Origin of the sequence: Micromonospora luteifusca (assembly GCF_016907275.1) — a bacterium.
Lineage (GTDB): Bacteria > Actinomycetota > Actinomycetes > Mycobacteriales > Micromonosporaceae > Micromonospora > Micromonospora luteifusca.
The window spans coordinates 3595068-3609898 of the sequence record NZ_JAFBBP010000001.1 but is presented as its reverse complement, the minus strand read 5'-3'; the positions used below and the strand labels follow the sequence as shown (position 1 = coordinate 3609898).

At 72.7% G+C, this 14831-nt stretch carries 13 protein-coding genes and 1 pseudogene; 8 read left to right on the top strand and 6 right to left on the bottom strand.

From position 1 onward, the window contains the following. Positions 1-13 precede the first annotated feature (13 nt). Positions 14-508: a hypothetical protein gene (locus JOD64_RS16330; RefSeq protein WP_239559539.1), complete on the top strand. Its 495-nt coding sequence runs from the start codon at positions 14-16 to the stop codon at positions 506-508. A 76-nt stretch (positions 509-584) separates the two neighbouring features. Beyond that, positions 585-1517 carry an alpha/beta fold hydrolase gene (locus JOD64_RS16325; protein WP_204943012.1) on the top strand — a complete coding sequence of 311 codons (933 nt, stop codon included), beginning with the start codon at positions 585-587 and terminating at the stop codon, positions 1515-1517. A 4-nt stretch (positions 1518-1521) separates the two neighbouring features. Here JOD64_RS16325 and JOD64_RS16320 read toward each other — a convergent pair whose 3' ends face one another. Together JOD64_RS16320 and JOD64_RS16315 are read right to left on the bottom strand one after the other, a co-directional pair. Continuing rightward, positions 1522-1887: a UCP033725 family protein gene (locus JOD64_RS16320; protein ID WP_204943011.1), complete on the bottom strand. Its 366-nt coding sequence runs from the start codon at positions 1885-1887 to the stop codon at positions 1522-1524. Beyond that, a complete protein-coding gene (locus JOD64_RS16315; RefSeq protein WP_204943010.1) occupies positions 1884-4925 on the bottom strand; it encodes an SseB family protein in 3042 nt (1013 codons plus the stop codon). The genes JOD64_RS16320 and JOD64_RS16315 overlap by 4 nt, the downstream gene beginning before the upstream one ends. A 152-nt stretch (positions 4926-5077) precedes the next feature. On the opposite strand from JOD64_RS16315, the gene mycP reads away from it, so the two are divergent. Next, positions 5078-6301: a type VII secretion-associated serine protease mycosin gene (gene mycP / locus JOD64_RS16310; RefSeq protein ID WP_204943009.1), complete on the top strand. Its 1224-nt coding sequence runs from the start codon at positions 5078-5080 to the stop codon at positions 6299-6301. A gap of 85 nt (positions 6302-6386) precedes the next feature. Here mycP and JOD64_RS16305 read toward each other — a convergent pair whose 3' ends face one another. After that, positions 6387-6680: a WXG100 family type VII secretion target gene (locus JOD64_RS16305; protein WP_204943008.1), complete on the bottom strand. Its 294-nt coding sequence runs from the start codon at positions 6678-6680 to the stop codon at positions 6387-6389. A gap of 22 nt (positions 6681-6702) precedes the next feature. Further along, positions 6703-7023, bottom strand: a complete 321-nt coding sequence (locus JOD64_RS16300) for a WXG100 family type VII secretion target (protein ID WP_110565058.1) — start codon at positions 7021-7023, stop codon at positions 6703-6705. 256 nt (positions 7024-7279) lie between these two features. On the opposite strand from JOD64_RS16300, the gene eccE reads away from it, so the two are divergent. The 4 genes and pseudogenes from eccE to rarD all read left to right on the top strand — a co-directional run bounded on the left by eccE (position 7280) and on the right by rarD (position 11099). Then, positions 7280-9253, top strand: a complete 1974-nt coding sequence (eccE, locus tag JOD64_RS16295; RefSeq protein ID WP_204946084.1) for a type VII secretion protein EccE — start codon at positions 7280-7282, stop codon at positions 9251-9253. A gap of 63 nt (positions 9254-9316) precedes the next feature. Then, positions 9317-9703: a phage holin family protein gene (locus JOD64_RS16290; protein WP_110565056.1), complete on the top strand. Its 387-nt coding sequence runs from the start codon at positions 9317-9319 to the stop codon at positions 9701-9703. Positions 9704-9831: 128 nt separating this feature from the next. Next, a pseudogene (locus JOD64_RS16285) lies at positions 9832-10151 on the top strand (GNAT family N-acetyltransferase). 9 nt (positions 10152-10160) lie between these two features. Next, entirely contained in the window at positions 10161-11099 is a 939-nt protein-coding gene (rarD, locus tag JOD64_RS16280) for an EamA family transporter RarD (RefSeq protein WP_372434148.1), read from the top strand. Positions 11100-11241: 142 nt separating this feature from the next. Here rarD and JOD64_RS16275 read toward each other — a convergent pair whose 3' ends face one another. Together JOD64_RS16275 and JOD64_RS16270 are read right to left on the bottom strand one after the other, a co-directional pair. Beyond that, positions 11242-11961 carry an anti-sigma factor family protein gene (locus tag JOD64_RS16275; RefSeq protein WP_204943006.1) on the bottom strand — a complete coding sequence of 240 codons (720 nt, stop codon included), beginning with the start codon at positions 11959-11961 and terminating at the stop codon, positions 11242-11244. Next, a complete protein-coding gene (locus JOD64_RS16270; protein WP_051708644.1) occupies positions 11958-12473 on the bottom strand; it encodes a sigma-70 family RNA polymerase sigma factor in 516 nt (171 codons plus the stop codon). The genes JOD64_RS16275 and JOD64_RS16270 overlap by 4 nt, the downstream gene beginning before the upstream one ends. A 227-nt stretch (positions 12474-12700) precedes the next feature. On the opposite strand from JOD64_RS16270, the gene JOD64_RS16265 reads away from it, so the two are divergent. Next, on the top strand, positions 12701-14827 hold the full coding sequence (locus tag JOD64_RS16265) for a PhoX family protein (protein ID WP_204943005.1): 2127 nt from the start codon (positions 12701-12703) through the stop codon (positions 14825-14827). Positions 14828-14831 lie beyond the last annotated feature (4 nt).

Genomic DNA, 14831 nt, shown 5'->3' with positions numbered 1-14831 from the left:
CGTCGGATCACCCGTGCACCAGCGAACCCGCACCACCCTGACCGGGGCCGGCCTGGCCGCCCTGCTCACCCTCACCGGCTGCGCCGGAACCCGCAACGGAGGAGACGCCGTGTCCGCCGAGCAGACCCCGTCCGGCATCCCCGCGGACGACGCAGCACCCTCCGCCGCACCGACCAGCCCCAGCGACCCCACCCCGTCGTCCCCCGCCGGCCGCCCGGCGCGGGCGCGGACCCCTCTGCCCACCCTGCGCCCGCCGACCGGACCACCGCGCCATCCGACCGACGCGCGCAAGGCCAATGTGCTCGCCGGGCGGATCACCCGGGGCGGCACCGGCCCCTGCTACGGCCTGGTCACCGACGACGGCCGGCACTACGCGCTGCACGGCTCCGGCATGGGCAGCTTCGCCGTCGGCACGACCGTCCGGGTGACCCTGGGGCCAGCCGACCAGACCGTCGATTGCGGTCCCGGCACACCGGCCACCATCGTCACGATCAACAAGGTGGGCTGACCACCAACGCGGCGCTCCCGACCCACAGCGGGCCGGCGAAAAGGCTGGTTACCGACGGGGTCCTAGGCTGTCAGTCATGACCGACCAGCGCGGCGGAGCCGTCGACGAGTCCTGCGTCCTCACCGAGGGGCCGTGGACGCACCGCTTCGTCGGAGCCAACGGCACCCGGTTCCACGTGGTCGAAGCCGGCACCGGGCCGATGGTGCTCTTCCTGCACGGCTTCCCGGAGCACTGGTGGGCGTGGCACCAGATGCTGCCGGCGGTAGCCGACGCCGGCTTCCGGGCGGTCGCCGTCGACCTGCGCGGCTACGGCGCCAGCGACAAACCACCCCGGGGGTACGACGGCTACACCCTCGCCGCCGACATCGCCGGGTTGATCCGCGCCCTCGGTGAACGATCGACGACGATCGTCGGCAGCGGCGTCGGCGGCATGGTGGGCTGGACGGTGGCCTCATTCCACCCGGCCCTGGTCCGCCGTCTCGTCGTGCTGGGGGCGCCACACCCGCTGCGACTGCGCGCCGGCATCTTCGCCGACCCGCGCGGGCAGTTCGCCGCCTCCACCCCCGCGCTGAAGTTCCAGCTACCCCGCTACGAGCACGTACTGACCCGGGACGGCGCGGCGGCCGTCACCGAGATCCTGCGCCGCTGGGGCGGGCCACGCTGGGTCGCCGGGCCGGATTTCGAGGCGTACGCCGAGCGGTGCCGGGAGGCGATGTGCATTCCGCAGGCCGCGTTCTGCGCCATGGAGGGGTACCGCTGGGCGTTCCGTTCGCTGCTGCGGTTGCACGGCTACCGGTTCGTCCGCCTTATGCAGAAACCGCTGGCCACCCCGACCCTGCAACTGCACGGCGCCCTGGACACCGCCTCCCTGCCGCGCACCGCCCTGGGCTCCGGCCGCTACGTCGTCGCCCCTTACGAGTGGCGGCTGCTCGACGGGGTGGGGCACTTCCCGCACCTGGAGGCACCGGAGCTGGTGCTCGGCGAAATCCTCCGCTGGGCCAAGAGCTGACCGCTCAGACCCGCTGCTCCCGCAGGTCGGTGATCTCGGAGGCCGGCGCCCAACCCTGGTAGACGCCGAAGTCGAAGACCTCCAACCGCATCGCCTCGGCCACCGGCCAGCGGCCACCGGTGTATTCCACCCGCAGCCAGGCGTCGTGCTCGCCGAGCACGATGAAGGGCTGCCCCTGCCAGGTGCAGGTGGTCCGCACGTACGCCAGATCCTCGATCTCACTCGCCGGCAGCACGCGGACGTAGCGGCCCGCGCGGACCTCCTCGAAGCCCTCACCCGGCTCGGGCTGGTAGAGGCGGATGTCGTCGCCATCCGGGCTGGCCTGGTATTCCCGGCCCTGCCAGCGGGCCACGTAACCGTCGCGCATCACGCCTCACCGACCCGTCGCCAGACCACCGCGTCGGTGTCCAGTTCCGCGACCACCCGCTCGGTGCCGTCCGCGCCGATCCGCCACAACTGCGTGCCGTGCGGAAGACGCGCGCTGTCCACCTTGAACTCCGCCACCACGTCGCTGCTCTCACCCGGGGCGAAGCCGTTACCCCGGAACGGTGGACGCTCGATGACCCAGCCCTCCATGGCCCGCATCGCCGGCTCGTTCTGACCGCCGTACGGGATCCGGTAGAGGCTCGGCCGGTGCGCCGGCCACCGCAGCACGTAGATCTCCTCGGCGTCGCGGGCGAACGGCGAGCCGGGGTAGCTGAGGCCGAGCGCGTCGTGCACCTGAGCTGGCGTGGTCAGGTGGGCCAACTCACCGGCCCGGTGCACGAAGCCGGAGACCCGGTCGTATCCCCGATCCAGGTAGTAGGCGAGTTGGCTGGGTGCGATCGCCTTCTGCATGACCGTCGGGCGGGCCGGGTCGACCGCCGCTGGGGCGTACCGGGGGCGGGCGGTGGGCTCCGCCACGGCCGGCGCTTCCTCCGGGTCCACCTCCAGGTCGTCACCGAGCCCCACCTCGGCGGCCCAGTTGGCCAACGCGACGATCTGCTCTCCGGGCAACTTGGCACCGACCGGGGTGCCCGGGTTGACGGCGAACGACCAGTCCTCGTCCGGCCAGCGCCGGATCAGTTGGGCGAACTTCACCCGGACCGTGTCGACCTCGCCCTCGACGTGGTCGGCGAGGCGTTCCGGCGACGTGTAGACCACCACGTACGTCTCGCCGTCGAGCTGCGCCGTACGCCAGACGAAGCCCGAGTCACCGGGGCGGCTTCCGCGCACCGAGTCCGGTGCCGCCGGCAGCAACACCCGGGCCAGCAGCAGCGTGGACAGGAACGTGTCGGTGCTGCCGGCACCGGCGGCGCCGAGCAGGTCTTCCTCGACGGTGTTGGCCGGCTCGAACCCGACCGGCGCCGGTTCGTCGGCGGACGGGCGCTGCCCGTCACCGTCCGCGATGGTGTTCTCGCCGCTGACGGTCTGGTCCGAGCCGGTCGCGCCGACCGACGAGCCGCCGATGTCGGCGCGATCTCCACCGACCGGGACGCCACCACGGTGATCGGTGTGCACACCGCCAAAGCCGCCGTCGCTCAAGCCTGCGCCACTCATGCTGGCGTCGCTCAGGCCGGCGTCGCTCAGGCCGGCGTCGCTCAGGCCGGCGCCACTCATGCCGCCGTCGCTCAAGCCTGCGCCACTCATGCCGGCGTCGCTCATGCCGGCGTCGGCGGGGCCGGCCTCTGCCGGGTCCGTGAAGGTCGGAGCGGATGGGTCAGGTCCGGGCTGACTCGGGCTGAACGACGCGGGACCGGACCGGTTGGGACTGAAGGACGACGGACTGAACAGACTCGGGCCGGAGTGCGTCGAGCCGAACGGCGGCGGGGCTGCCTCGGCCGGGCGGGGCTGCGAGGTCGCGTCGAACGGACCGCCGGTCTCGACCGGGTCGGTGAGGTCGCGGGACTCGATGATGGTGCCCTCGATGACGATGGGCGTGAAGCCACGGCGCGGCGCGGGCGGACCGGAGACCGGTTCCGCGACGGACGGCGACAACTCCTCGACCGGCCCGAATCGGCTCGGCCGGCCGGGCGGGATCGCCTGGGTCTCGTCCGCCGGAGGGCTGGGTCGCGGCGCGACTCTGGTCGGCGGCGGCTCGCCCGTCACCCGGAAGGCGCGGGTGGGCTCCTCTGCCATCGGATCGGGCCGGCGCGGAGGCAACGGCTGGGTGTCTTCCTCGCCGGCTGCCGGTGCGCGTACCCCTCGGGACGCACCGAGGTCACCGGCCGGCTGCCGCAGCGGCCGGGTGGCGTCCGGATCCGTCATCGGAAAGGCCCGTGTCGCGGTCTCCTCGGCCGGCGCGTCGGCCGGGCGGCGGCGTGGGAAGGGCTGGCTGCCCCGCCCGAATCGGGTTGGTGGGGCCGCGCGGTCACCGGATCGACCGCCGCTCGATGTCGGGTCGGACACCCGATCCCGCGCGGGGGTGGGGTCGAAGAAGGAGCGCCGAGCGGCCGGGGGCCCGCCGTTGCCGTTGCTCGCGGCCAGGCCATCGACGTCGCCCGGCCGGTTCGCTGCCGGCCAGCCCACGCCTGGGCCCGGTTGATCGGCCGGACCGACACCGGGACGGTCGGCGGGCGCCAACGGTGTGAACCGGGACGGCCGGCCCGTGCGGGGCAGGGCGCTGGTGCCCGGCGCGCCGGGCCGGGGTGGGTCGCTCGGGTACCGCTGACCGGCGGCGGGCAGGTCTTCCTCACCGGGTCGGCGCGGCGGCTCAGTGGGGCCGGGCATCCGCGATGCCGGGCCGGGCGCCGACGGCGCGCCCGCCGCCCGGGGCATCGCACCCCGCGCGGCCCTCCGAGACGGGATCGGGGACGGCGGAACCGGGGCCGGCGGAACCGGGGCAGGTGGGACCGGGGCAGGTGGGACCGGGGCAGGTGGGACCGGGGCCGGCGGACCCGGGGCGAGTCCGGGCTGTGCAGCACTCGTCACGGGAGGCGAGCCAGCGGCTGGCGCGGTATCCCGGCCGGACGCGCCGGTCCGGGTGCGGGCCAGGGTCTCCGCCCGCTCCAGGCGAGCCCGAGCGCCCATGGCGCGACCGGGCAGCCGCACGTCACCCCGGGAGAGTTGAGACACGAACCAGGCCGGTAGGTAGCCCTCGACCGGCAGACCCGGGTTGACGGCAAGCCACCATTCCTGGTTGGGCCAGCCGACCGCGAGGTCCGCGAAGGGAATGCGGCGGTTGCTCCCGGGGTGTTCGCCGAGACAGGCCCGCAGAGCGGCAGCGGACGTGAAGGCCAGCACGTGGGTCCGGCCACCGGTGGTCCAGGTGCCCCAGCCGGCGGGTGCCTGGCCGGGCTGCGCCGGCGCGGAGACCGGCAGCAACAGGTCGCTGCGGGACAGCAGCCTGAAGTAGAGCTCCTGGTCGTTGGCGCGCAGCGCGTCACGCATCGCCACCTCGGCCTCCGTGGCCGGCTCCCATTCGGTCACGGCCACCTCTCCTTCCGAGAACAGGCCACAGGTATCGCGTACAACCTACAAGGTGGTACCAAGATCACAATGGCTGGCCGTCAGCGGTCTGCCGGGGCGCGGGCAAGGCGATAACATCCCGTCCCGGAGCCGACACGATACGGAGGCTGTCGATGTCTCGATCGATCACGCGCCCGGTCCTCGCAGGTCTCGCCGCCAGCCTGCTGACCGTACCGGCTCTCCCGACCGTCGCCGCCACCGCCAGGCTCCGGACGGCACCGATGTGCGCGACCCCACTCGCCCCCGTCCAACCGGTCACGGCCGCACCGTGGCCACAGCAACGGTACGACCCCGCCCGGCTCGCGCCGCTGGCCACCGGCGCCGGGGTGACCGTGGCGGTGGTCGACTCCGGGGTGGATCGGGCCCACCCTCAGCTGGCCGGGCGTGTGCTGGCCGGCACCGACCTGCTCGACCCCGGCGGGGACGGCAGTCAGGACTGCGCCGGACACGGCACCGGTGTGGCGAGCATCATCGCGGCGGCACCCCAGCCCGGAGTCGCCTTCCGCGGTCTGGCGCCGGGTGCCCGGATCATGCCGGTGCGGGTGAGTGAGCAGCAGGTGGTGCAGGGGCGGGAGTCGGGGCGTACGGTCAGCGCTGGCGAGTTCGCCCGGGCCATCCGGTGGGCCGTCGACCACGACGCCGACGTGGTGAACCTGTCCGTGGTGCTGTACGCGGACGACCCGGAGGTCCGGTCGGCCGTGCGGTACGCGGTCGACCGGGACGTGGTGCTCGTGGCCGCCGCTGGCAACCTGCACGACAGCGGGGACCCCCAACCGTTTCCCGCTGGCTATGACGGGGTGCTCGGCGTGGGGGCGATCGGGGCGGACGGTGGGCGGGCGACCTTCTCGCAGACCGGCGCGTACGTCGATCTGGTCGCCCCGGGCAGCGAGGTGCTGACCGCAGCGCCCGGGGCAGGGCATCATCAGGTCGAGGGGACCAGTTACGCGGCGCCCTTCGTGGCCGCCACCGCTGCGTTGCTGCGGGAATACCGGCCCGAGTTGACCGCCGCCCAGGTGGCGGAACGCATAATCGCCACCGCCGATCCAGCTCCCGGCGCAGGCCACGGCGGCGGGTACGGTGCCGGCGTGCTGAACCCGTACCGGGCGGTCACCGAGACCGGCGGCGGTCGCGCGGCCGACCCACAGCCGGTCGCGGTGCTCGCCGACGACCGGGCCGACCCGGCGCTGCTCGCCCGCCAGGCCCGCCGAGCCACTGCGCAGGACCGGGCCCTGCTGGTCGGTGCGGTGGTCGGCATGACCGCCGCCACCGTGGCGCTGCTGGCCCTGGTGTTGCCTCGTGGTGCCCGCCGCCGCTGGCGCCCGGCGGACCCGGCCTGACCCGGCGAGCCGACCACCCCGACCGCTGACCCGCAGCGGCCGGGGCGCTGACTCGGACACGGTCAGCGCTCCCGGCTCACCGCGGTCACTGGAACAGCCCGGTGTTCTTCTTCTCGGTGTCCAGGTAGTCGCTGGCGGAGTCGTTCACCGCCAACTTGATGTCACGCAGCATCGCCTGAAGGTCCTGCGAGGCGGACCGCCACCGCGCCTGCCGCTGCTCGTAGGCCTGTCGCGCCTCACCCGTCCAGCTCGCCACCAACGGGGCCGCATCTCGTTCGAGTTGGCCGAGCTGCGAATCGAGTGTGTTCAGCGCCTTCTGGATGTCCGCGCCGGCCTGCTGAAGCGCGGCGAAGTTGACGACCAGCACACCGTGGTCCATCGGATTCCCCTCCCGAGTGGGATCAGAGCGGCAGCTGGATGCCGCCGCGGTTGGTGCCGGCCACCCGGCTGGCCGCGTCGTCGTCGGACACGTCGTACTGCCGGCCGGCGGTGCGGATCGCGCCAGCGGTCTCCCGCAGGGCCCGGTGCAGCGCCGCCTGGTCCTGTGACCATTGCTGCTTGACCTGCTCGAACGACCGGCCACCGGCCCCACGCCAGGCCTGCTGCAACACCTGCAGCTCGGCCAGCAGGCCGGTCAGCATGGACTGCAAAGACTGGTCCACCTGCTCGAACTTCGCGGCGGTCTGCTGCATCACCGCGGCTTCTGCCTGGGTCTGGGACACCCCCACGTCACCTCGTCTCTCTGCTCGCACCTTGGCCGTCGACGCGCCCGCCCTGGGGGCGCGTCGTTCGCTTGGCCCGGTCGTCGAGCACTGGGAGACGCGGGTCAGCGACGGACTTCGTGGCTGACGGTAGCGGCCTCATAGCGGTTCTGCTACCCCTTGCGTATCCCCTGTGGACAACCACGGCAGCCATCGGTCCCTTACGATGTGCGGCAGCCACGTCGCGGCGTGTGACGGGCCGCCGGAGGGTGGCCGCCTGCCCGCCACGGTCCCCACTGGTCGAGGAGGCACGGTGCCGGCGATCACCACCGGAGGACCGAACCCCGCGATCCCGGTCCGGTCGGGGCGGAGCGCCGTGCCGGGAGCGATCGGAGCGGGCGAGCCGGCCGGGTCGGGCCGACCCGCGGCGGGCGGCCTCGGCTCCGCGGGGCAGCGCACGCCCGGTCGCCGGTCCCCCGTCACTCGCTGGGTCGCGCCCGGTCGGCGGGCGGGCGCCGGGGTGCGGGCCGGCCAACTGGTCACCGCGCAGGTCGCCGCCGCGCTCGTCCTCACCGCCCTCGGCCGGCCCGCTCCCGTCATCGCCGCCACCGCACTCGTCGCCGCGCTGCTGGTGGTGGTCGCCGGGGTCCGGCTGCGGGGCCGATGGCTCTTCGAGTGGCTGGGCACCGCCGTCGGGCACCTGACCCGACGCCGGGCGCTGGCCGGGCCCGCCGGAGCGGCCGACCTGCTCGACCTGGTCGCCCCGGGCACCGTCGTCCGCTCGACGGAGCTGGCCGGCGGGCCGGCCGCTGTTCTGGAGGACACCGCGGGCATGGTGGCGCTGCTGGAGCTTGGCGACCCCGGTGACCTGCTCGGTGACGTGTCCCGGGCGATTCCCGCGCCGTCCACGTTGCTGCCCCCGGCTGGGCCGGACGTGCCGCCGCTGCGGGTCCAACTGCTGCTCGCCGGTGCACCGGCGCCGGTGCCCGCCGCGGTCGGCACGGTCGGCACGTCGTACCGGCAGCTCACCGACGGGCGGCTCACCGGGCGGGAGCGGGCGGTGGTGGCGGTCCGGGTGCTGCGGGTGGACGGGTGGTCTGAGGAGGATCTGGGCCGCGTACTCGCCGGCACGGTACGCCGCATCGTCCGCCGGCTCGGCTCGCTGACCGCGCGGCCGCTCGGCGTGCCCGCGGCGCTGCGTGTCCTGGGCGAGCTGGCCCACCACGACGGCCATCCGGTTCGGGAGTCCTGGCCGGCGCTCCGGACCGGCGCCCTGTTCCAGGCCACCTTCCGGCTGGTCCAGTGGCCGGACGAGGGCGGTACGGGTGGACGGCGGCTGGTGCCCCGGCTGCTGGCGCTGCCGGCGACCGCGACGACGGTGTCGATCACCGCGGGGCCGTCGCCGATCACCGAGGCCGGCGGGGTGCCGACCGAGCTGACCGTACGCCTGGCCGCCGTGACGGCGGTCGAGCTGGCCGCGGCCACCGAGGCGCTGAATCGCCTGGTGACCGACCTGGGTGGGGAGCTGCGACGGCTCGACGGCAGGCACCTGTTCGGGTTGGCCGCAACGCTGCCGTTGGCGCTGACCGCGCCCGGGGCGCAGGCCCGTCCCGCAGTCGAGGACTGGGAGTTGACCCTGGGCGACGCGGGAATGATGGTCGGCACGAACCGGCACGGCAGAGCCGTCACCGTGCGCCTGTTCCGGCCGGAGAGCACTCGGGTGCTGCTGGTCGGCGGAGTGCGCGCCGCCCAGTTGGTGGCCCTGCGAGCCTTGGCGCTCGGCGCCCTGGTGGTGGTGCAGACCGCTCGGCCGCGCGCCTGGGAGCCGTTCGTCCGGGGGGTGGGAGTGGGCGCGCCGGGCGGGATGATCCCGCTGATCACACCCGGTCGGGCGGTCGCCGACGGGGTGGGCACCGCGCTGCGTCCGTTGCTGCTGATCGTCGACGCTGGGCCGGTGTCGGCGGAGGCCGAGCAGGGCCCGCCGTGGCGGGCCACCCTGGTGGTACGGGACGAGCTGACCCCGGCGGACGTGGACGTCCTGAGCCGGGCCGATCTGGCGTTGCTGCAACCGCTGAACGCGGCCGAGGCCGCGCTGGCCGGCGCTGCGCTCGGGCTGGGCGGCTCGGCCGAGTGGCTGACCCGGATCCGGGACGACATGGTCGCCGTGGTCAACCGGCGGGCGCTGCGCTGGGCGCTGCTCTCGCCCACTCCGATCGAGTCGCAACTGATCGGGCGGCCAGCGCGAGGGTGATCCACCAGGTTCGCGTCATCCGCCGGGTTACGTCGGTGCCAGGTCCGTGGCACGATCCCCGCCATGGGTTTTCTGAAAGGTCTGCTGATTCGGCTGGCCAGCACGGCTCTGGCTTTCTGGCTTGCCACATTCCTCATTCCAGGCATCTCTCTGGAGTCCGACTCCGCCGGCGAAACGGTGACCACGCTGCTCCTGGTGGCGGTGATCTTCGGCGTGGTCAACGCGGTTCTCCAGCCGATCATCAAGACCGTCGGCTGTGGCTTCTACCTGCTGACCCTGGGTCTCATCGCGCTGGTGGTGAACGGGCTGCTGTTCCTGCTCACCAGCTGGATCGCCGATCAGGCCGGGTTGCCGTTCTCTGTGGACGGCTTCTGGCCGGCCGCCGTGCTCGGTGCCCTCTTCGTGAGCATCGTGACCTGGATCCTCGGCGCCGTCCTCGATCGGGACTGACCGTCCACCGGCCAGCACCCACCGGCCCCGTCCGGGGCTCCGACCATGGCCGGAGCCCCGGCGGGCCCATGACCAGAGTTCGGGAATTGGGCGGTACGGGAGCCCACCCCGACGGTTAGCGTCGCGGGGTGTTCTCGCTGACTCGCACCGACGGCCATCTGCTCAGCACCGATCCCGCCCGGCTCGATCTGGACCTGGTGCACCTGTGGTTGTCAACTGACGCGTACTGGGCGCTCGACCGGGCCTCCCGGGTCGCGGGCTGGGCGGGTGGCTGGCCGGCGCGGTCCGCGACCACCTGGCCGAGCTTGGCGTACGCCGGATCCTGCTCTGCACCAACGACGCACACCAGGTGTACGGGCGAGTGGGATTCACACCTCTGGACGCGCCGGAGCGGTGGATGCAGCTCGACCAGCGCCCACCGGTGACCCCGGTCACCGGACATGAGTAAAGCGGAGGAATGCCCCTTACGGTAAGAGGCGTGACGTCACTCCGCCTGGGATACCTCTACGGCCTCGGCGCGTACCTGCTCTGGGGTTTCTTTCCGCTCTACCTCAAGCTGTTGCGACCGGCTGGCCCGCTGGAGATCCTGGCCCACCGCATCGTCTGGTCCGTACTCTTCGTGGCCCTGCTGCTGGCCGCGCTGCGCAACGTCGGCTTCCTGCGGGCGCTGCTGCGACGCCCCTGGGCGGTGGCCGGGATCGTCGCCGCCGCCGCGCTGATCGCCGTCAATTGGGGCGCCTACATCTACGGGGTCAACTCCGACCGGGTGGTGGAGACGGCACTCGGCTACTTCATCAACCCGCTGGTCGTGGTGCTGCTCGGGGTGACGGTGCTGCGGGAGCGGCTACGCCCGGCACAGTGGGTGGCGTTGGGAATCGGCGCCTCGGCGGTCGTGGTGCTCACGGTGGACTACGGCCGGTTGCCCTGGTTGGCGCTGACTCTGGCGTTCAGTTTCGCCGGCTACGGCCTGGTCAAGAAGCGGCTCGGGTTGCCTCCGGCGGAGGGGCTCTTCGTCGAGTCGGCGGTGCTGGCGCTGCCGGCGGTGGGCTACCTGGCCTGGCTGAGCAGTCGTGCCGAGTCCACCTTCGGGCACGTCTCGGCCGGGCACACCACGCTGCTGGTGCTCGCCGGTGCGGCCACGGCGATCCCGCTGCTCCTGTTCGCCGGGGCGACCAACCGGCTGCCCCTGAGCAGCCTCGGCATGATCCAGTACCTGGCTCCGATCCTCCAGCTCGGCTGCGGCGTGCTGATCTTCCACGAGCCGATGCCGCCGGCCCGCCTCGCCGGCTTCGCGCTGGTCTGGCTCGCCCTCGTCGTCTTCACCGCCGACGCCGTCCGCAACGCCCGCCGAACCCGCCGAACCCAAACCCCCAGACAACCCGCCCTGATCCCCTAACCCGCCACCGCGCCCGCGCCGCCCCGCGCCCGCGATCTTGCAGTTACTGTCGCCGATATTGGTGCTATGCCCCTTATGGCGCGATCGAAAGTGCAAGATCGCGGGAGGAGGAGGGGCGGGGACGGGCGCGGGGGGGTGGGGTTCAGGGGACGGCGTAGGTGAGGATGGGGGTGCCATCGGCTCGTTGGAGTTCCACGCTGACCAGCTCCGCATCGGTGAACCTCGTGATACCGGTGAACTGGACCGCGTCGCCCGGTGCGGCCAGCCAGGAGCCGATCTGCTCGCTGGCGCCGTTCGGGCCGCGGGCCACCAGCCGGAACGGGTACGCCTTGCCGTAGCTCGTCCGCGCGTCGTACGAGCAGCGCATGGCCACCTCGGTGCCCCACTCGGTGCCGGTGAGCCCGAGGTCGGCGTGCACCGGCCCGGTGGCCGCCACCGGTCGCATGGACACCATCGACACCTGCGGTGCGGGGGTGCTGCCCTGCGCCACCGGAGGTCTGGACGGGCCAGCAGGGCGGGGCAGCACCACGGCGGTGCCCACGCCGACCAGCAGGGCCAGCCCGGCGGCAGCCAGCGTGGTCAGGGCGTACCGGCGCCGGTCCGCGGCGCGTTCCCGACGCCGGCGACGCTGGGCCTCCTCCAGCAGTGCGGGCACCCGGGGCGGGGCCGGCGGCGGGAGGATCTGTTCCAACCCCGCCGGGTCGAGACGCCCGAGCAAGCCGGGCAGGACGGCGATCTCGGCGACCGCCTCCCGGCAGGAGGCGCAGTCGCCCAGGTGCCGCTCGTAGGCCGCCCGCTCGGCGGGGGCCAGGGCACCCAGCACGTACGCGCCGTCGTCGTGCGCGAACTCGCACCGGGTCATCCCGTCACTCCCATCTCAGCCAGGACCAACCGTAGAGACCGCAGCGCGTAGTGGGTGCGGGACTTCACGGTCCCTGGCGGTACGCCCAGGCGGGACGCCGCTTCGGCCACCGACCGTCCCTGGTAGAAGCACTCGACGAGCACTTCCCGGTGGGTCGGGCTGAGCCGGTTCAGCGCCTCGGCGACGGTCCACGCCTCCACGGCCCGCTCGGCCTCGTCGATCACCTCCGGCGGTTCGGGCAGGTCGTCGGTGAACACCTCGCCGACCCGGGTGGACCGCCGCCGCCAGGCGTCGATGGCCAGGTTGCGGGCGGTGGTGAAGAGCCAGGACCGCACCGAGCCGCGTCGCGGGTCCAGTGATTCCGGGTGTCGCCAGGCCCGCAGCAGCGTCTCCTGCACCAGGTCCTCGGCTCGCTGCCGGTCCCCGTTGACCAGCCGCAGGGCATGGGCGTACAGCGCCTCTGCATGCTCGTCGTGCAGGGCGCGCAGCAGTTGGGCGTCGTGGTCGCTGATGGCGGTCTCCTCGCTTCCGGCGCGCGTCCGGCGGTGCGTTCGATCAGAAGTACGCGCCGTCACGCCAATCAGTTCAGCGCGAGGTCACACCGGTCACGTGTCGGTTGCCGCCCGTGGATGTGTTCACGCCCGGTTCAGCTCAAGGCCGACGAGCGCTCACCACGTCCTCCTAGCGTCCGCCTGGTACGCCGCCTGTCGTGCCACCGACTTCTCTGGAGGCTTCTCTCATGAGCGACCGTCCCCGGCTGCTCCCCCTGCTGACCGGTGCCCGTCACGGCACCCGTGACGCCATGACCTGCCTGTACCGCTGCGGAAACGCCTGTGACCACCCGGTCCCGAACACCTCCGACAACGCGTACTTCGGAGACGTGGTGAACGCGGAGGTCTCGCGGCGGGGCGTCGTCCGGGCCGGTGCGGTCGGCGCGTTGGTCCTCGGCTTCGGTGGCGCGGCGGCCGGAGCGCTGGCCGGGGCGACGCCCGCCATGGCGGCCGCCACCACCCCGGACGTTCCGGAGGCCTTCAGTTTCGGTAGCCCCAGCACCGCTGTCGGCAACGGCGCGCTGACCTTCAAGCCGATCCCGCCGAACAAGCTGGACACCCTTGTCGTTCCGAACGGCTACGACCACGCCGTGGTGATCAAGTGGGGTGACCCGGTGCTGCCGGGGGCGCCGGAGTTCAACCTGCACCACCAGACCGCCGCGGCGCAGTCCAAGCAGTTCGGTTACAACAACGACTTCGTGGGCGTGCTGCCGCTGGACAAGCAGGGCAAGCGGGCGCTGCTCGTGGTCAACCACGAGTACACCAACGAGGACCTGATGTTCCCGGGCTTCCCCGGCCTGGACGGGCTCTCCGTGGAGCAGGTGCGCACCGCCATGGCCGCGCACGGCATGTCCGTGGTGGAGTTGGAGCGGGTCGCCGGCACCGGGCAGTGGAAGCCGGTCGACAACGGCCGCCGGCCGTACAACCGGCGGGTCACCGCGCTCAGCACCAAGTTCGACCTGACCGGCCCGGCGGCCGGCTCGGCCTGGGTGAAGACCGCCGCGGACCCCAAGGGTCGTACGGTCGTCGGCACGCTGAACAACTGCGCCGGTGGCGTGACCCCGTGGGGCACCGTGCTCTCCGGTGAGGAGAACTTCAACCAGTACTTCGTCGGCGCGGACGCCGCTCCGGCCGAGCTGAAGCCGAAGCTGGACCGCTACGGCATCAGCACCGCCAGCCGCTACCCCAGCGGCAGCCGCAAGTGGGAGCGCGCCGACGAGCGCTTCGATCTGGCCAAGCACCCCAACGAGGCGCACCGGTTCGGTTGGATCGTCGAGATCGACCCGTTCGACCCGGAGAGTCGCCCGCGCAAGCACACCGCGATGGGCCGGTTCAAGCACGAGGGCGCGAACGTGATCGTCGCGAAGGACGGTCACATGGTCGCGTACATGGGCGACGACGAGCGGTTCGACTACCTCTACAAGTTCGTCTCGGACAAGAAGTTCATGAAGGGCAACTCCTGGGCTGCCCGCAAGCACAACCTGACCCTGCTGGAGTCCGGCACGCTCTACGTCGCGAAGCTCGACCAGACCAGCGCCGCCGAGATCGACGGCTCGGGCAAGCTCCCCGCCGACGGCGCGTTCAACGGCCGCGGTCGCTGGATCAAGCTGGTCAGCGGCAACCGGTCGTTCGTCGACGGGATGACCGCCGCGGACGTGCTCACCTTCACCCGGCTCGCCGGTGACAAGGTCGGCGCGACCAAGATGGATCGCCCTGAGGACGTCGAGCCGAGCCTGCTCACCGGCAAGGTGTACGTGGCGCTGACCAACAACACCGACCGGGGCAAGGCCGACAAGGCAGCCGCCGACGAGGCCAACCCGCGCAACGCCAACAAGCACGGGCAGATCCTGGAGCTGGTCGAGGACCGCGGCGACAACGCCGCCGAGACCTTCGCCTGGTCACTGCCGATCGTCTGCGGCGACCCGACCGACCCGTCGACCTTCTTCGCCGGGTACGACAAGACCAGGGTCTCCCCGATCTCCTGCCCGGACAACGTCGCCTTCGACGCCACCGGCAACCTGTGGATCTCCACCGACGGCAACGCGCTGGGCAGCAACGACGGTTTGTTCGCCACCGCTGTGGAGGGCCCGGAGCGGGGTCACCTCAAGCAGTTCCTGACCGTGCCGCTCGGCGCGGAGACCTGCGGGCCGTTCATCACCGGCGACAACCGTTCGGTCTTCGTCGCGGTACAGCACCCGGGTGAGATCACCGGCGCCTCGGTGGAGAACCCGGCCTCGAACTGGCCCGACGGCGACTACGCCAAGCCGGGCGTGGTGGTCACCTGGCGCCTCGACGGCGGCCCGGTGGGAAGCTGACGTT